The organism is Paenibacillus sp. OK060 (genome assembly GCF_900101205.1).
GTDB classification, from domain to species: Bacteria; Bacillota; Bacilli; order Paenibacillales; family Paenibacillaceae; genus Paenibacillus; species Paenibacillus marchantiae.
The window spans coordinates 767,396-786,759 of record NZ_FNFR01000001.1 but is presented as its reverse complement, the minus strand read 5'-3'; the positions used below and the strand labels follow the sequence as shown (position 1 = coordinate 786,759).

Annotated in this window: 9 protein-coding genes; all 9 read right to left on the bottom strand. The window is 46.8% G+C overall.

The features are described from left to right. Positions 1 to 35 precede the first annotated feature (35 nt). Positions 36 to 7,580, bottom strand: a complete 7,545-nt coding sequence (locus tag BLS14_RS03580; RefSeq protein ID WP_090949563.1) for a fibronectin type III domain-containing protein — start codon at positions 7,578 to 7,580, stop codon at positions 36 to 38. Between the two features lie 174 nt (positions 7,581 to 7,754). Then, complete coding sequence (locus tag BLS14_RS03575; RefSeq protein WP_063563494.1) at positions 7,755 to 8,411, bottom strand: carboxylesterase family protein; 657 nt, start codon at positions 8,409 to 8,411, stop codon at positions 7,755 to 7,757. A gap of 9 nt (positions 8,412 to 8,420) precedes the next feature. Next, complete coding sequence (locus BLS14_RS03570) at positions 8,421 to 9,443, bottom strand: SDR family oxidoreductase (RefSeq protein ID WP_090949561.1); 1,023 nt, start codon at positions 9,441 to 9,443, stop codon at positions 8,421 to 8,423. 97 nt (positions 9,444 to 9,540) lie between these two features. After that, positions 9,541 to 9,966, bottom strand: a complete 426-nt coding sequence (locus tag BLS14_RS03565; protein WP_063563492.1) for a cupredoxin domain-containing protein — start codon at positions 9,964 to 9,966, stop codon at positions 9,541 to 9,543. 203 nt (positions 9,967 to 10,169) lie between these two features. Continuing rightward, positions 10,170 to 11,123: an EamA family transporter gene (locus BLS14_RS03560; protein ID WP_064638771.1), complete on the bottom strand. Its 954-nt coding sequence runs from the start codon at positions 11,121 to 11,123 to the stop codon at positions 10,170 to 10,172. A 335-nt stretch (positions 11,124 to 11,458) separates the two neighbouring features. Continuing rightward, positions 11,459 to 13,672 (bottom strand): DEAD/DEAH box helicase, encoded by a 2,214-nt coding sequence (locus tag BLS14_RS03555; protein ID WP_072732624.1) that lies wholly within the window; start codon positions 13,670 to 13,672, stop codon positions 11,459 to 11,461. Continuing rightward, positions 13,669 to 15,012, bottom strand: coding sequence for an ATP-binding protein (locus BLS14_RS03550; protein ID WP_090949559.1), 1,344 nt, complete (start codon positions 15,010 to 15,012; stop codon positions 13,669 to 13,671). Before BLS14_RS03550 ends, BLS14_RS03555 begins: the two co-directional genes overlap by 4 nt. Before the next feature lie 7 nt (positions 15,013 to 15,019). Then, entirely contained in the window at positions 15,020 to 16,663 is a 1,644-nt protein-coding gene (locus tag BLS14_RS03545) for a TerB N-terminal domain-containing protein (protein WP_072732622.1), read from the bottom strand. A 151-nt stretch (positions 16,664 to 16,814) separates the two neighbouring features. Then, on the bottom strand, positions 16,815 to 19,355 hold the full coding sequence (locus tag BLS14_RS03540) for a diguanylate cyclase domain-containing protein (RefSeq protein ID WP_079694437.1): 2,541 nt from the start codon (positions 19,353 to 19,355) through the stop codon (positions 16,815 to 16,817). Positions 19,356 to 19,364: the final 9 nt, after the last annotated feature.

Genomic DNA, 19,364 nt, shown 5'->3' with positions numbered 1-19,364 from the left:
ATGATAAATTTCCATGTGATTCAATCCTAGTTTTTTTACTCCAATTTTGACATGTTAGCCTTACCTTCTATATCAATACTCGTTCCTTTATCATCCATAGTTCGGTTCTCTTCCTCCATAGTTTGACCTTCTTCTATAATACGGATCAGTTTGTTCAGTCGGAAGATCAGGGCTGCGGCTTCAGATCTGCTCAGATGCTGCATGGGTCGGAAACTGCCGTCTTCGTACCCGGTAAGCATGTACATTCCAGCAAGCTCTTCAACCTCTTCTTTGGCCCATTCGGACACATCCATCTGATCCGTAAAAGCACGACGTGAAGTTGCGGATTCCGGCTTAATTTTGCGAATAACATTCGCAATGATCTTCGATGCCTGTTCCCGGGTTACCAGCGCATATGGAGCAAATTTACCATTACCCATGCCATGTACCATACCAAGACTTACGGCTGCTTCGATCTCAGGAGCAAACCAATCCTGATCGTTCACATCCCGAAAAGCATGCTGATAATCGGCAGATGTATCCAGACCCATTAATCGCACAATAAGTGCTGTGAACTCAGCTCTTGTAATGGGACGACGGGGTTCGAAGCGGGTTTCACTCACACCTTGAATGATGTTTTGCTCTGCCAGCCATATAATCTGATCTTTATTGAATGTTTGACCAATATCAATGAACTTAACCTCTTTCTTGGCTGTTGTTTCCGCTTTGTCATTTTGCTCAGGTTGAGACACTCCGGACGACTGAACATCCTCCGGTTTAGAGGAAGGTGTAGGTGAACCAGCTCCACTTCCGCTTGGAAGTGGATATGGCAGAGTCACGGCAGTGGCCTGCTGGCTTTCACTTTTTTCCCCGGTTGAATTTTCAGTCCACAATATGACATCATAGCGCTGTCCGCCCGTTAGTCCTGTCCAGATGTAGCTTCGATCTTTTCCACGATAGATCTCCCGCCCACTACTAGAAAGCACGATCGTTTCATTAAAAGATTCCAATTTCCAGCTCAATGCAATGCTGCTTGTGCTCTGGGAGTTCGCTGAAACGGTGAATTCTTCTGAAGGCAATGTCTCGAACTCGGGTACATCGACTGTCTTTCCGTCTCCCGCCTCATTGAAAGGCACAATAGAAAAGCCGGAATAGACCTGGGCACTTTTCAATTCAGTTATATGTATCGATGTTTCCATTGTTGTTGCAATCAGCTCGTCTTCCTGATAGATGCGATAGCCTGCTGCACCAGGAATCATATCCCATATAATATCTGCACCATGCTGAGCGCGTTCTTTCACTTGAGGTGGAGAAGGAATTTTGCCTGGCAGCGTTACTGCTGTTAGATTGAATCCGCTCTCGCTCTTACCGGAAGCATTTACGGTTTTGATGGTATACACATAATTTACACCTGGCTCAAGCCCATGGTCTTTGTAATAAGGCTCGTCAACAGACACTCGGCCGATCTCCGCACCGTCACGTTCAATGATGAATTGCTCAACCCCCTTGACATGGCTCTTTTCGAACTGAAGTTGTATGCTCTCCTGTGTCGAACGATATTCCACTTCCTTGGGAGCTTCCGGTTTGGTCAAGAGTGTATATTCTAGCTTATGAGATGTATCTCCCCGCCCGTTCTCGGTATACAGTTCGATGTAGTAGTTCGTTCCGCCCTGCAGCTCATTTACGATATACTCTTTTTGTTTGCCTCTATACAGCTCGATACCGTCCAATAGAACGACAAACGTTTCGTTTAAATAAGGGAAATCCCACTCCAGTCTGGCATGATCCGTCTCCGGATATAGCTTCATCTCAATAGAATCGACATGAGGCAACGTGAAAAATGAAGCAACGACCATTGGAATTCCATTACCCGCTGTATTATAAGGAACGATCTGTACTTGATCATATTGGGCTGCACTGACTAGCCCCTTAAGGGTAACCTCAGTCAAATCACTCTCTGTAATGATTGTGAATTCGTCAGCCGCTATCATTACAATGTAACCCTCTGCACCTTGAACCTTTGTCCACTTAATCACTGCCTCCGTCTCTTCAATCACGTCTGGATGCAGCGTTTCCGTAATTGTTGCAGGCAGCGTACGCAATTGAACATCAAATCCCGTATCGCTATCGCCGGAAGCATTCGAAGTCTTAACCGTATAAGTGTATCTCTCTCCCGGCGTCAAATTCTTGTCTTCATAAGAAATACTGTCAGCCGGAATACGGTCAATTTCAATACCATCTCGCATAATGATCAATTGTTCTGTGCCTCGTGTGGCGCTGCCACTCAGATCCAGCGTTGCCGATTGATCGGTTACCGCAGCAATACTTGCTGTTTGTGGGGATATGGGTTTGGTCAACAAAAGAACCTGAATAGGAGAAGAGCGGTGACCATCCTCATTCATAACTGTAAGTTCAAACGTATACGTTGTGCCATCCAATAAACTGGCGAGATGGACCAATGGTTCGGACACAGTCTGAACTCCCCCCGTTGTCTGATTGCGAATTTCATATGCGGCTGCTCCCTTTACTGCTTCCCACGCCAGATCAAACGTGTGCGTTCCCTTGATCACTGTAATTCCATCTGGTGATAGTGGCAGAGTTTGAGTTGTTATTCCATAGACAAGGGAAGCACCCGAACCACTTGCATTAACCGCCCGGATCTTGTACGTATATTTCGTGCCGGGCGACAAATCCTCATCTACGAATCGGGTTTCACTCGCATCCATGCGAGCAATCTCTCGCCCATTGCGTTCAATGATGTATTCGTCTGCACCCTTTACCCCTGTTTTGGTAAAATCCAGACTAAGACTGTTTTCCGACACTTCCGTTGCCTTAATCTCAACTGGCTTCTCAGGCAATGTAAGTATGGATATACCCGTCGCTTCGGATGGGGTCCCTTGTCTGTTCACTGCAACAAGTATGTAATGATGCATCGTTCCATCCTCAAGTCCTGAAATAAGGGTCATCGGCTCTGTTCCACGGTAAATCTCTTTGTTCCCCTGCTGAATTACATACTCCGAGGCACCTGCTACCGAAGCCCATGACAAGTTGGCTTTATGTACTCCTGGTTCAACAACGATTTCTGAAGGGGCGGTCGGTTTGGATAATCGAATCAAGCTGGCGGACTGACCGACTCCAGACGTGTTCACGGCCTGTACTTCCACTAAATACTCCATACCTGGCAACAATTCTTCAGCCGTATAGGCAAGTCCCGAAGTTCGACCCACTTCCGTCCCATTGATACTAACAATATATGATTCGGCTGTATTTACAGATTCCCATTCCACCCCAATACTCGCTTCATCCGTACGTGTTACTGTGAGTCCTTCAGGTCTGGTTGGCAAAGTAAGCAGTTCACCGCTTGTGGGTGCACCATAACCAGCAGCATTTCCGGCCTCTACCTGATACGTGTAATGACGGCTGCCTGATAACTCATGGACTTCAAGCTGTGTATCTGTTATCTCATAACTCTTACCCTCAAGAACGACCCGGTACTTCGTCGCGCCGGGGACTGCATCCCATCTGAGTATTGCTCCCGTTTCAGTCGGCTGAACAAAGTGAAGACCTGAAGGACTCTCGGGAAGCGTCGTTCCAGATACTCGATTGGATTGACCTTGTCCACTTCCATTGCCTGCCTGAACGTCCACCTGAACCAACGTTCCCGCAGTCAATCCCGTTAGCAGATATTCATGGGTTCCAGCAAGCAGCGTCTCCCGCTTCTCCCCATTCACAAAGACTTCGTATCGCTCCGCGCCTCTTACAGGATCCCAACTGAGATGCATGCTCGTTGTTGTAGCATTATCTATACTCAAGCTTTCAATGGCCCCCGGCAATGTCAGCAGCTTCTGCAAACTTGTTACTGGACCTTCTCCTGTCTCGTTTGCGGCCAGCAATTCATAGCTATACTCTGTTCCACTATCCAGACCTGCGTCCACATACTCCGTTTCCAATCCTTCGTAGACTCCAGCTCCACTGCGTGAAAGGCTGTAATACGTAGCTGAAGTTACCGTCTCCCATCCCAGAGAGATCTCATGCTCCCGAATCTGCACTGCCGCAAATTCACCAGGTGCTGCAGGCAATGTCAGGAATCCCACCCTGCTGCTTTCTCCCGTACCACTCTCATTCAGTGCTGTGACCGAAATCGTATGAATGCTCCCCGGGACCAGATTGGTCATGTACGGAATATTGGAAGAATCGGAGATCGTCTGGTCAAATACAATACTTCCATCCGAAGTTGCAGCCGTGATACGGTACGCAGTAGCACCTTGAACCGAATCGAAATGTACTTCTGCCAGCTCAGGCTGGGAATCGACTTTTCGAACTTGTAATGATCCCGGTGCCGCGGGGATTGTGAGTGCACGGACAGATACTGCATCACTTATACCAGTATGGTTTCGAACTCTCACTTCGTAATCATAGACTTGCCCACCACTTAGGGAGTGATCAATGAGCGTATGTTTAGGATAATCCAGTGTCCAGGACTGGCCTGTCGTATGGTTTATGATTTCATACTGATACCCTTCGGTATACCATTCTCCTGTGGGCAGATCCCACGTAAGTTCTGCCGAAGTCTCACTGATCTGTGTGATGCTCGCATTCCCCGGTTGCTGTGGTTTACGCTGGACTTGATAAGGCGCTGATACAGTCTCATATGTATTCCCTGCCATATCTATTGTTTTGGCATGGATATACCAAATGCCTTCGGATTCAATTGAAATTACAGGCTCATTCGAGCGGGCTTCATTCCAGTTGTCTGGCGATGCGGTACTGTTGGTCACACTGTACAATTGCGAATTCTCATTGATACCCGAATCAGGATCTTCATATTGAACGGTAGCAGATATATTAGTGTCAATCCAGCCTTGTCCATTCGGTGTAAATGTAATCGTTGGAGCAACCTGATCGACATAAGCCGTACGACTGATCTCCTTGCTAACATTCCCGACAGTGTCTCTGGCTCTGGCTCGAATTATGGTAAGACCGTTTGAACTCACTGTACCTGAGTTTCCTACAATATACGGGGCCCCATTCAAACTATATTCATACAAAATGGCATTTTCGTCTACGCTGCCAGCAATCGTAAATTGTACAGCTTCCTTGCTCCAGCCGGACTGACTTAATGTAATAACCGGTTCTGTTGGAGCGGTCTTATCCAATCGAATGAGTGCTTTTGTAACAGTACTTACATTCCCTACCCTGTCAAGCGAGCGCGCATATACTGTGGTTTGTCCTTCTTCGGTAACCTTCACTTCTCCAGTGTAATCGATCCAGGGGCCTTGTTCGTTTAGACGATATTGGCTTTTGGCAAGTCCACTGCCTGTATCTTCACCGCTGGTTATTTCAAAGGATACATCCTGATTCGTCCATTCATCAGCACTGAGTGTAATCTTTGGCTCATCAGGCCCTGTCTTGTCGATCCGGGCATTGGCTGAAGTTGACGCACTGACATTAGAGGCCCGATCCACACTTCGCGCCTGAATCTCGGTGATTCCTTCCGTATTGATGGTAAATGGCTCTCGATAATCGACCCAAGTTCCTTCAACTCCAAGTCTATATTGCGTAAGACCCACTCCACTTGCTTCATCCGTACCTGCCGTTAACGTCACCGTTACTGCCGAATGGGTCCACTCCGTCGGATTTAACGAGATGACGGGAGGTGTCGGAGCTGTACGGTCCACTCGTGCTGTAACAGAAGCCTCCTGTCCTGTATTGCCAAATGCATCTATGCTGCGTGCAATAATGAGTGTATTTCCTTCAGAAGCAACCGTAATGGGAGCAGTGTATTCCTTCCATTCTCCCCCAATCCCCAGCTTGTACTCAGTCTTCTGTACACCACTTAAGGCATCCGAGCCTGCTGTAATCGTAACCAGAACATCTTCCTTGGTCCAAGAAGAAGGATTTACTGCTATCGAGGGAGCAGTGGGACCGGTTGTGTCCTTTGTGATCTGACCTGCAGAGGTAAATGCAGTCTGTATGCCTTCTCCATTCAGTGCTGCTACATATACGTTATATAATCCGTCTGCAAGTCCAGTTAACGCAAGTTCAGTCCGAGTTGATGAAGTTGTACCCGATGCAAGCACTTGTCCGACGGAGTTACGTATTTCCGTTTTGTAACTCGTTCCCGCAGGATTGCCATTGTTGTTCCAACTAGCCGTAACGGAGTTACTTGACTGGCTCACAGCTGCATCGCTTGGTGCATTGGCTAGTGTAAATTTGCTAGCTGGACTTGAATACCCCGTATACGAACCCACTGTATTTTTAGCGCGCACAGCAAAAGAATATTGAGTATTCGGTGTAAGCCCGGTCACCTGCCGACTATTTGTTGTCCCCGTATCAAAGGTTTGATTCGTCGTTACATTTTTCAGTTCATACGTCACGGAAGCATCATTCGCCTTTTTGTCCCAGTTGACCGTCAGATTATTATTGTTAACAGATGTAAATGACGTTGTTCCCGGAACAACGAAACTTTTCACCGTGAAGTTGACAGTGCTCGCAGAGGAGACCCCTCCCTTGTCATCCATTACCCACACCTGCAACGTATGTGCGCCATCTGCTAGCGTGTCTGGCAATGTGTAATTCGTGTTAAACGACTGATTGGAACCTGTAGCCGTCATCTGTGTCAACATGTTTTCGGAGCCTCCGTCGATTGACCATTTGACAGTCAGAAGATCTCCCACATCCGTATCCCGGGTTGTACCGGATATTTGAAGCTGTTCTCCTTTGTAATAGGTCTGGCCAGAAGACGGTGCCGATAGTGCAAATGAAGGCGGTGCATTTTTGGGACCAATCCCCACAATCGTCGAAAATTTGCGTGAAGCCTGGTTCGCGGTTGCTTTGCCGTTCCACCAAAACTGCGCAGCAGTATCCGTTGCGGTAACGGTCTGCCCTGGCGTAAAGGAAGATGGAGAAGAACCACCTGTCAGCTGCGCATTGTCCGGGCTATTGTACTGCCCCATGAAAATGCGATCTGCGTCCACAACGTTATACGTGTTGGCATAAAAAGCAGTTACCTGAACACCTCCACTGTAATTGCGCCAGCCGTTCTCAATCACTTCAAACGGAGAAGCATCGTTGCCATTCACCATCGTATCCCAATAGAACGTACCTCCCAGATTCAGCGTAGAGCCGCTGCGGTTAACAGCCTCCAGCTCCACCTTCATATAACCGCCCTGAGATGTGGCATTAACGATGGACACGCGCAAAATATACTCTACGTTGTCTTTCTGCCTGGACATTTCGATTACATTATTATTGATTCGATAATAATTAAGGGGCAGCGACTTAAAATTAACGGGTGTTCCGTTATGATCAATAATGGTGGATACATTCCCGGTATCGCCACCGTAGAATACGTTTGTATTAGGAAGCAACACAATTCTATATTTGCCATCACTATTCATCTCCACTTTCACCTTGGAGGATTGAACAGCCTTCATGCTGGAAGTATCGGATACAATACTGATGGTTTCCACAGCTTCAGCCATAATGGCCGTTGAACCCCATTCGACCAGCAAGGCTTGGGGTGACAGCAGAGCAAATGCAAGTACCACTTTGGTAAGCTGCTCGGCCTGTTTTTTAATACGCTTCTCAGATTTCTTCAACGTCTGCTCTCCTTTTCTGCACACAAAAAAAGGAGGCACCCCAACAAAGGAACAAAGTCCTCTGTTGGGGTGCCTCCCCTAACAAGTGTCATTTTTTCTTGATTATAACGATTCGAATAACGAAAGTAAATACTTAATAATGCTGAATATTGTCAATTACGAACGATTGATTGATTATAACGTATGGCTGAGAAACCACTTGTACAATTCCGGGTTGTCATACGTTTCGGTCCAAGCATCATGATTACCTTCAGGATATATCGTCAGCTTCACATCCGCGTTCAACGCTTCAAGCGCATGAACAATTTTCTCGGATTCCGTAACATAAACGATGTCATCCTTGGCACCATGGAATGCCCAGATCGGTATATTATGCAGTTCTTCCGCTTTGGAAGGGTCTGCTCCCCCACATACAGGAGCCAATGCAGCAAATGTATTGGGGTAAAACAGTGGCAGATCCCAAGCACCATACCCGCCCATACTCAGACCTGTAAGATACACCCGGTTCGGGTCAGCAGCTTCGTTTTCCAAAACATGTTCCAGAAGAGCCATAACAGCTTCGCGATGCATACCCCAAAATTCGTCCACAGGACATTGCGGTGAAATCACGATAAACGGGAAACTTTTGTCCTGATCGGCAATAAGCGGAACCCCGTGTGCTTTAAGCTTTTCCAGATCATTTCCACGTTCTCCAGAACCATGAAGAAACAAAATGACAGGCCATTTCTGGTCCGCAGCAAGCGGTTCCTCCGTCTCGGGAATGTGCAGTAAATAGTCCAAAGTGACGGTTTTGGTGATTTCCTTTACCAGTCGATGCCCGGTTTGGGACATATGCTCGCCTCACTTCTCATCTCTAATTTTCAGCAACGCTTCATCCAATACTCCAACCACCTTGTCACACCATGCATCAAATTCGGGATCTTCGGTCTGCAATTCAGGATGTGCAAGAATATATTCTATGGTGCTCCGGATTCCTTGATCGGCCCTGATCGTTGCCACAAATTCTGGAACAAGCCTTTTTAGCTTACTGTTATCAAATACAACCGTATTCGCCTTGTCTCCCAGCAGACCGCCTCGAAGATCCTGATCACTGCACGCCGCCAAAAACTCGGAAGATACATGAACCGCATGAAGCTTGACACCAAGCACTCCTGCAATAATCTCATAGATCTGATTCCAGGTTACTGACTCGTCCGAGGTAATATGTACCGATTCACCAATGGCGTGAATATTGTCCATAAGGCCAATAAATCCTTTGGCAAAATCACTGTTATGCGTTATGGTCCAGAGAGATGTACCATCTCCATGAATGAGTACGGGTTTATTTTCACGTATGCGCTTGAGGACCTGCCAGCTTCCCTCTGCCCCGTGTACACCGAGAGGTACAGAACGTTCACTATACGTATGGCTTGGACGCACAATGGTTACCGGAAATCCTTCTTCACGATACTGTTTCATCAAATAGTCTTCACATGCAATTTTGTTGCGCGAATATTCCCAATACGGATTGGATAAAGGCGTACCTTCCGTGATCCGATAATCAGCAAGTGGTGTCTGGTAGGCAGATGCCGAACTGATAAATATAAATTGCTTCGTTTTGTCTTTGAACAAACGGTAATCTCTCTCCAGCTGGGAAGGTACAAACGCGATAAAGTCTGCGACAACATCGAACTCCAGGTCGGCAATCAGCTCCGCAACCCGCGCTTCATCGTTAATATCGGCTTGCAGCACTTTGATTTGCGCAGGCAAATTATCATTTTGATTACCCCGGTTGATCAAATAAAGTTCACAGCCTTGCTTCGCAAGCTGATCGGTAATTGCTGTACTGATGGTACCTGTTCCTCCAATAAATAGCGCTTTCATATTTGGCCACCTCCAGATGAAATTGATCACTAGTCCATGATATCACGCACACAAAAGAGGAGCAAAGATTCAATTGAAGAATCTTTGCTCCTGTCCACTATATGACCTTAACCGTTCCGTAAATCATGTACATGCCACAGTGAATTTCATATTCCCCAGGCTGGAGATCTTTGTCCAAGGTGTAGTAATTATCACCCTTTTGCATGTACATATCCATGCCAAGCTTACTTGATGCCACCGATTTAACGTGTGTGACCTGCCGAGTAAGAATAAAGTTGATTTTGGTAGGGACTCCGGATTTAACTTCAATAACATCAGGTTCAAAACCGTCATTGCTTACGTTAACATTAACAACTTCATATCCCTTCAAGTCCTCCGGCGTCTCGGCTTTGGCCGTTACGGCACTTCCTGAACCTGGGGACATGTCCTTGCCCATAAAATACACCATAAAAGATCCAAGCAGCACAACTACAGTAATTCCTAGCGTAAGCCAAGGCCAGGTTTTGCTAATCCAGCTTTTCATCTCAACGCTCCTCTGTCTATGTTCCCATTCTATTGCAACTCTTCTTCAGCATACCCCATCCGGTTAAAATTGAAAATGACTCGAATGGGCCATATCGATGGGACGTCACTTAGCCCAATAAATATATTCATCAAAAAAAGAGCCTGAATCACTCAGGCTCTTTCAGTTATAGCTATTGTCTTTATCATTCTATCTAATCCCACTCAGGAATATAGAGGTGTATTTCGACTTCGTCTCATCCGCAACTTATAAATCTCTGGCAGCGCTACACCAATTAGTACCACAATAACCCCGATCCATTGCAATGGGCTCACATGCTCGTGAAGCACAATGGCTGAGAGCAGCACCGCGATTGGGAGCTCAACTGCACCAAGAATTCCGGCCATGTCGCCCCCAATATGAGGCACACCTACTGCGAACAGTACTGGTGGGATAAAAGCTCCGAAGAAGCCAAGCAACAATCCGAAGACAAGCAGCTGGCTCCAAATCAATCCGTTAAACAGGAACGTCGGCGGGAACAGGATGCACAGCAAGACCAGACCTCCGGTCACCATCCATGCACTGCGAAAAGCCGGATGTGCTGATGGAACCGCTTTACCACTGAACATTACAAACAGGGAGTAACTTACAGCCGCCATTAAGCCAAGCGCTATGCCCAAGCCGTTAAACTCTCCGAGTCCCTGTTCCAGGAAACCTGCTGCCAGCAATGTTCCGCCAAACAGGATAATCAAAGTCAGGAACGTTACTTTGTCAGGACGCTGACGTTTGCTCACGGCCTGAATCAATACGCTAATCCACGTAAATTGGAACAAAAGAATAATGGCAAGTGACGCGGGAATGTATCGTAAAGACTGATAATAGACAAGACCGGTAATCACCGTCGGCGTCCCTGCAGCCATCAATATCAAACGTTGCTTCCACGTTAATTTCTGAAATGCTTTTGCCACGGCAGCTGATGTTTTTCCATCTGCCTGTGATTTCCGTTTCATTCTAAACTTCGAGTATAATGCCAGCATCCAGGACAGGATGAAGCCCGTGATCAGCTGTGTGCCCACGACCTCTCCAAGTTTGTACCCTTCGCCGTAAGCCAGAACCACAATTGTGGATAATATGCCATAGCTCATCGCTCCTGCGAGAACGGACAGATAATATTTCATTGTAGATAAACCTCCTGATGATCGAAAAATGCGTCCGCATGTTTGATCCATGCCAAGGTCACAGACACCATCCAAATGCAAAAATCCTAACTACGAGCAAGGAATACAATGATTCCTGGCATCGTAGTTAGGAAGTATAGGCTTCCCGTAGAGACCCTCGCCCTGTGTACACTTTCGGCCTGCGAGGTTATACGAAATGAAATATGCATTTGTTGTTTGCGATTCGTGTGTGACGACTTTTCATATATTACATGGCAGGTGAGGTGGTGTCAACCCTGATTCACAATTTAAATTTTTTAAATTCAAATTAAAAACAAAAAACATACGTTATTACGTCATTTTATAGATGAAGAATCCCATGTTAACGTTTGCTGCAATCCTTCTTTGAGACCATTTAAATCCAATCCATCCACTGCAAAGGCCTCTCGGATCAAAGGAGGAGCCACAAATTCATCGTATTTACCAAGATACGGTGCTTCATCTTCTGAAAGTAACGTAGATGCATCTTCCGCTGTTCGACATTCACTCATGATCTCGGCCAAAAGTGTGCGACCATCCACTTTGCCTGACACGACAAAATAATAAGGCTCCATAGGTACAACAGATCGCAAGGCAAGTTTGTCAGACAAATTGTGCTTCATTAAACGTTCCAGTGTGCGGAAAGACTTGCTTCCCACCCAAGGTAATACATACAAGGAATCTCCTCCAGCTGGAATGACAACCTGTTTCAGCAACCCACTTTCACGTGCAAGTCGACGGGCGCGTTCCAATCGATTTACCGCTTGCGGAGACAGATACGGATATATCACCGTGTCGGACAGTACTTCACGCATTTTCTGGACGACCGTCGTATGAATGTCCCCACCCGCACCCAGCCATAACGTATCCACTTTGCCTTTGGCCGCCTTCACATACACAGATTTATGCTTGTGATCGACCTCTTCCACTTTCCACAGTTTCCCGGCAAGAGAGAAACAGTATCCAGGAGGCGGCACGGTTGTAATCGACCCGATCTCCTCGGAACCGTTCAGCACTTTGTGCTCTTCATCATCTTTGAACACCGCATAAAAGCGATAGTTATTGACGGTTTTCTCACCCGTAAGCCCGATGATTAAAGTCCGATCTTCTGTCCATTGCAGATGATCAGTCTCAATCAGATAATTTAGAAAAATCTGATATTGATCTGCACGAATCTCCTTGAATGGTGCGAGCGAAAGCATGGCCTCAGCCAATTCTTTGGGTTCAGCCTCCCCCATGCTTTTCAGTATGCTCATCGTCTGATGATAGAGCACACCCATCGGCATCTTCCGGGCCTCAAGTGGTTCAACCCACTTGGTCTTTACATACAATTCAATAACAGCAATAGCCCGCATGAGTGTCCATGGCATCCGAGCAGGCAATTGAGCTTCCTCATCCTCTTCTTCCGGACATACAAATAGCATCTCGGAAGCCATATCCTCACGCCTGCCTGACCGTCCAAGGCGCTGAACAAAGCTCGATGCACTATAAGGTGCTCCAAGCTGCACAACTCGCTCCAGTTCACCCAGGTCAATCCCCAGTTCCAACGTTACGGTAGCCGCAGCTACTGCTGGCCCTGATCCGGTTCGTAAGGCGGCTTCGGTCTCTTCTCTCAACATGGCGGAAATGCTCCCATGATGAACATGGAATACGTCCCGCTCCTGTCTCCGTGCGGCGACACGCCGCATCTCAAGTATAGTGACTTCGGCATCCGTTCGACTATTGGTGAATATCAAAGCTTTTTTGCGATGTGTACTCTCATATATGAAGTCGTAATAGACTTTACGTGCGTTATGCAGATGTTCCGCCTGTTCTTCATCCCGTGCATCTGGAAACGAAAAATGCTCCACCCGCAAACGCAGCTTGCGACCACCGGGGGAAGAAACCACATCCACCCCCTGATTAGTTCCAGCAGCGAGCCAGGCTGTAGCAGCATCATAATCACTTAGTGTCGCAGATAATCCCACTCTTCTCGGTTTACATCCAGCCATACGTTCAATTCGCGCCAGCTCACTCAGTACCTGAATGCCTCGATCCGCTCCCATGAATGCATGAACCTCGTCAATGATGACATATCGCAGATCATGAAATAGCGCCGGAATGGCATTGGGACGATTCATCAGCAAACCTTCGAGCGATTCAGGCGTAATCTGAAGCACACCGGATGGACTTCGCATGAGACGTGTTTTCTCTGCCTGAGGCACATCTCCATGCCAGTGCCATACCGGAATATTACCCTCGGACAGTAGGTCCTTTAGTCGCTCGAATTGGTCATTAATCAGTGCCTTAAGCGGCCCGATGTACAAGATGCCCACGGATTTGGAGGGCCGTTCATGCAGCTCCGTCAGTGCAGGAAAAAAAGCCGCCTCCGTCTTGCCGGAGGCTGTACCTGCCGCAATCAGCATATGATGCGGGGTATGAAAGCAAATATTACAAGCTTCAATCTGGGCAGACCGAAGTGATTCCCATCTTTTTTTATAAATAAATTCCTGTACAAAAGGGGCCAGTCGATAGAAAGGGTTCTCACTCATAATTCAAACTCCGCCAGAAAATCATCCAAATCATCAGCAGATGATGAAGAATCCGTTCCTTTTCCTGCTTCCTGCGGTTTGACTGCTCGCTCACCAAGTAATTGAACATAGGCCACTTCAGGATTCTGATGGAGCGTGTGCAGCACATCCATGAAGTCCCGTACCACTTCACGTGTGGTCAGTAACTCATCCGCGCCGAGCCGGTTGACCGCTGTTTGCATAAAATCAACTAAATCCTCGTCTGTTAGACTAGCACTATATCCAAAATGCAGGGCATGTATCTGACGTAGCTTCTGCAACAGAATCAAAATCTCTTCATGGGACAACATCGAAAGTTTCAGGATCGGTCCGGTGTAATTCGCATATTCTCTTACCGCATAGCGGCCATCAATGAGTCTCGAACGAAGTGCTTCATAACTGAAGAGTCCGCGTCTTTCATCTTCCACAAATTGTGGTGTGCCGCCTACAAAGATACCAAGGTGTTCTGCTTTACCCTGCATCGTATCATTGAACATGGTAAGCAGCTTCTCGTAGTTGCTTTGCCGGGATATGCTGTTTGTAATTTTGTACAGATTCACCGCTTCATCTATGAACAACAGCAGTCCTTTGTAACCGATCCGTGCCGTAAATTCGGACCATAATTTGAAGTAGTCATACCAGTTATCATCATCAATGATGACGCCGACAGCCAGCTCTTTCTTGGCTTCCGTCTTGGTTGCAAATTCCCCTCTCAACCAGCGCAGCGCCGCTTGTTTGCGGTCATCATCCGCCAATTTATAGCCGTTCCAGTACGAAGCTAGCACCTTGGCAAAATCGAATCCATGCACCAAATTCTGCATTTCGTTTGTCACCGCATAGATCTGCTTCTCGACTTCAGCAGGAAGAGCAGGATCATCCGGGCGCAAGCCCTGACTTTGCATCGCTTGCTGCTGAAGACCAGCGATCCATTTTTGCAAAATCGGTTCCAGTGCCCCGCCATCCGGACGTGTACGAGTAGACAGACGAGTCATCAGCTCACGGTATGTTGCAAGCCCCTGACCTTTGGTTCCCACCAGTCTGCGCTCAGGTGACAAGTCGGCGTCCGCCACAACAAATTCCCGATCCATCGCATAGTTACGAATCATCTGTAACAGAAAACTTTTTCCGCTTCCATACCTTCCTGTAATCAGCTTAAAAGCTGCCCCGCCTTCCGCAATGTTGTCCATATCCCGTAAGATCGCGTCCACTTCAGACTTCCGACCAACAGCAATCTGCTCCAGTCCGATTCGTGGCACAACGCCCGCTGTCAACGAATTCACTAGTGCGGTAGTCAGCCGCTTCGGTATTTTAAGTTCTGCCACTGCCCAATCACCTCTTCACATGTTCAAACACATTTATATAATCCGAAACCATCCGATCACCTTCAATCAAAAGGTCACCAATCGTTTCCATGGCCATATCATTAATTTCATCCAACAGGAGTGTAGGCATCGTGCCGTATTGCTCAGCCACCCGCATCAGCTCCGTATCCGGGTTGACGCCAAGCAAGGCGTGAATTGCCTGTACATGCTGCTGAGATAGCATTTCAGAAAACTGTATCCACTCTTCATCCAGATCAGCAGAAAAATCCGCCTCCCATTGTAATGATAATGGCTCGTTAATCCCGTTTTCTTGTCCTCCATCAGTATTAAGCGCTCCCTCAACGTCAACCTCCTGTTGGTTAGACTGCTTAGCACTTTCAGCTTCTTCCGTTGAATTCTGGATCACGGTAGTGGGTAGGCTGCTCACATTGTTTGCATCCTCATCTTCGGAGGTATGATTTTCTTCGATCATGAGTGCTCTGCGCACATATTCGCTTTCCTTTTGCAGCGAAGCAAGTTTCTCTGCATCAATCCGGACTATCGGTTGCTCTACAACTGGCATTTGCTCGACTGCAAATGCCTTGTCCAGGTAACGTTCAATCACTTTTGCAAGCTCAGGTTCAAGCGTCTTTCCACGAAGTCGCCCTCTGAAACCGAGCAGTTCACGGCATTTATTTTCCGTGCATCGAAAAACTCGGGTTACAAACTGGACAAAATCTGCATGCTCTCCAATCGGAACATATGTCATTTGAACCGATTTTCCATAAATGGATTCGTCATATACAGCTTTTCGAAACAGCGTACGTTCGATAGTCCTTTCATGATTTAACTCAAACTGATCCAATATGCCTGCCTTGCGTGTACGCAGTAGATAAGAATCCACCAAAACCATAACTCGGGGAATGTACTGTTCCAGAACCTTCATACCGCCATCTCTGTAAAATTTACTGAGCGTAATGTCGTAGTCATAATATCTTTGTAACAACTTCAGCGAGATATCCGATATATTGCTGCTCAATAGCCGTTGCAATTCCATATCCAGAATCTCCGGTGGAAGATAACCACTCGAAAGCTCCACCATCTCGGATAATGACATGTTCAACTCATGGACTAGATCATAATCAATAATCCAATCCTGCATGTACACATCCAACTGCGGAAGCCGTTCACGATAGTTGATCCATAGTTCTTTTAATTGGTCGTAACCTTCCTCAGGTTCCTGCCAACCAATTCCGTTTATCAGTTCATAAATATGAACAAACAGATAGGACAGATCCGTATCAGGGAAACGTCCTTGCCGGACTTCCGTCCTCCAATACATATACCACTTGCGCTGGGGTTCGTTCATTACACCATAAGTCGGCCAATAACTCATAAAAGGAACAAAGGGAGCCTGCTCCCCTTCCACTTCAATGAGTTGCCTTGCTTCCTCTACAAACCTTTTCTCAGAAGACAATATGTCGCCAGGTAATCTTATATCAAAATCAGCACGGACAATCGTTGAACGATCAGGAACCGGGACTGCCGCTGTGATAGGCTCTTCGCTCAGATCTATCTCCATAAATTCCAGTTGTCTTGAATCCTCTTTCATTGAATTCCGTTTCACCGTCCTCTGCGTGTGAATACGAACAAGTGTATCCATATTCATCATTATAACACTTGTCCTGTGCCTGCGGTGATGAAAATAATACTTTCCTAATTAGCAGAAAAAAGAAAGACATTCAAACTGATATCCAGTTTAAATGCCTTCCCTCTATACCATTTTGCTGCACCCTTTACAGTAAGGCTAGTAAAACCTCGTATCAAACCATGATAGCCCGATTTTTCCCGTCACTCTTGGCTTGAGCAAGGGCCTGACTGGCTTTTTCAATCAGATTCGACATCATCAGCTTTTCTTCAGGAACCATTACCGCACCGCCAACGCTAACAGTGACCACGTCACTCGGGCTGGACAGATCTCTCTGAATTTGAAGTGCAAGCACATGTTGTCTGATTTCTTCGGCAAGCTCCGCTGAACGTTCTGATGTTGCATTCTTCAGTTTCAACATGAAGGTTCCTCCCCGAAGACGGGAGATGATGGCATCATTCTGCTCACTGACCACCGCCAGCACTTCTCCAATCCACTGCAGGCACAGATCACCACCTTGAAGTCCATAAGATGCATTATATGAACGGAAATCATCGATATCTATAATAAACAGTCCCAAACTGCATTTCTCCTGCAAACATTCATTCCAATCATCCTGAAGTTGAGATTGGAATATGGTTTGAAGCGGCATGTCTGTTAACGGATCTGTATTGAGATAGTTCTGGAGCTGACTGGTTGTCTCCGTATAATGATCCTGATCATGATTCGATGCGCCACCGTTCAGAAGGACCATCACTGAGGGTTTGCCTGCATGTGTAACAGAAGCCAGTGTAATCTCAAGCAGCAGGGACGTGCCCGTTGCTGTGGTGAAGTACGCCTGGTTAGTAAACAGACGCGTATTATTGAGCTTCAGTTCCTCCAGGTTTTGCTGCAAAATCGTTTTCGTCTTATCAGGCACAAATTCCCTGAAATCCTTGCCGATGAGATGTTTGGAGTTTTCATAGCCAAGCAATTCAGCTGCCTTGTTATTGCAATAAATAACGAACCCGTCCGTCAACGTAAAAAACGCCACCGGGGAAAACTCCATCAACTGTAAGTAGCGCTGCTCATTTTGTCGCAAAATACGTGCATTCTGCAACGCCTGCTCCTCTGCCTGAACAAGCTGGTTCTCCGTTTGACGGCGTACGATGCTTTTGAGCAATGGAAGCACATTCAGCTCCTTCGTTGTCCACAGGTAGGAGGTCGATTGGACAATCTCTCTCCATTTCTCGAAGGATTTCCGGGGGGACAGACGCATGCCATCATCGGTTTTGATCACGGCTTTGGCTGGATCACCTGCCCAATCCACAAGCTGAACCACTTCAGGCCGGAACCAGATGATATAATGATGCTGCCCAGGGGATATGGCCACATAAACAATACCCGATGCTTTTTCCTTGTAAGCTTTAGCAGGATCATACTCCAAACTCAGCTTGGAGGTGTGATAACTGTAATCTTCCGACTTGCCCGCTAGCCATGCTGCCAATTCACGTACTTGCTCTCGTGCCGGTGTATCGCCATATAACAGCAGCTTGTCCTGATAACAGATCGCAGCTCCCGAAGCATCCATCAAACTCAATAAGGTCTGCTCTTCGCCCTGCAATTCCTCAATAATCCTCACTGGACTTGTATTCCCAATGAAAATATTGGAAATTTGGGTAGCCGCTTCACGTGACCTGATCTCAGCCTGATATTCATCCAGCTGCTGACGTTGAAACAGTTCACTTGAGAAGAATGAACCCAAGAAGTTACACAAGTTACGAACACGATGGGGTATATATCTGGCTGAATAATGATGACATGTAATCAGGCCCCATAGTTGGTTGTCATGAATCAGAGAGATGGTTACGGTTGCTCCGACACCCATGTTCTGCAAATACTCAATATGCAACGGGGATACACTCCGCAGAACCGACAAGCTCAGATTAAGCGGTTTGCCCGTCAAAGGTTGAAGCAGGGGAACGATCTCCACAGGTGTATAATTCACGTTCACGATGGTGCGCAACCAATTACGCAGGTATAACTCGCGTGCCTGTTTGGGAATATCTGACGCTGGATAATGGTGCCCGAGAAACGGTTCGAGCTCTTCCTCACGTGCTTCTGCGACGACCTTTCCATTCCATTGTTCGTCAAATTCATAGATCATAACCCGGTCATACCCGAGCATTTCCTTCACTTGTTCGGCTGCTACTTGACTCGCTTCCACCCGATTATCAGTACTTTTAAGTCGGCTGAAGAAGCTGGAAATCCACTCAAAATCATTCCCTTCCATATTTCCTTTTTCATAGGAAGGCTCCATTTCCAAAATTAACAGGCCTTCACTCTCATGAATGACAGAAGTGAAGACCTGCTCATTTCCAGATACGTTAATCGTGAGATCCATATATTGCAGGTCTGATGTTACAGATGCACTGAAGGTGCGTGCCAGTACCTGCCTTATATTATCCTTGCCAATCAGATGTTCGAGTGGAAGGCCCAGCACCTCTTGCGTAGTAAGACCGAGATGTTCCTCCGTATTTTGGCTGCATTGTACAATAGTCGGTATATTGTTGGTGCTCACAGCCAAGAGCACACCATGAGGTTGAATGAAGCCGGGGATATGAATGGGTTCTTTGTCGCAATTGTTTAGATCAATTGGATCATTGGTGTACGTACCTTGATTGAGCAATGTACGGTTAAGCAAATTATTTTCTTTCTTGGACTTCGATTCGGGCATAGCCTGAAA

Excerpts from the sequence above, each read along its gene's own strand:
- BLS14_RS03575 (WP_063563494.1), bottom strand. The coding sequence starts at position 8,411 with ATGTCCCAAACCGGGCATCGACTGGTAAAGGAAATCACCAAAACCGTC.
- BLS14_RS03570 (WP_090949561.1), bottom strand. The coding sequence starts at position 9,443 with ATGAAAGCGCTATTTATTGGAGGAACAGGTACCATCAGTACAGCAATT.
- BLS14_RS03565 (WP_063563492.1), bottom strand. The coding sequence starts at position 9,966 with ATGAAAAGCTGGATTAGCAAAACCTGGCCTTGGCTTACGCTAGGAATT.
- BLS14_RS03560 (WP_064638771.1), bottom strand. The coding sequence starts at position 11,123 with ATGAAATATTATCTGTCCGTTCTCGCAGGAGCGATGAGCTATGGCATA.
- BLS14_RS03555 (WP_072732624.1), bottom strand. The coding sequence starts at position 13,672 with ATGAGTGAGAACCCTTTCTATCGACTGGCCCCTTTTGTACAGGAATTT.
- BLS14_RS03545 (WP_072732622.1), bottom strand. The coding sequence starts at position 16,663 with ATGATGAATATGGATACACTTGTTCGTATTCACACGCAGAGGACGGTG.
- BLS14_RS03540 (WP_079694437.1), bottom strand. The coding sequence starts at position 19,355 with ATGCCCGAATCGAAGTCCAAGAAAGAAAATAATTTGCTTAACCGTACA.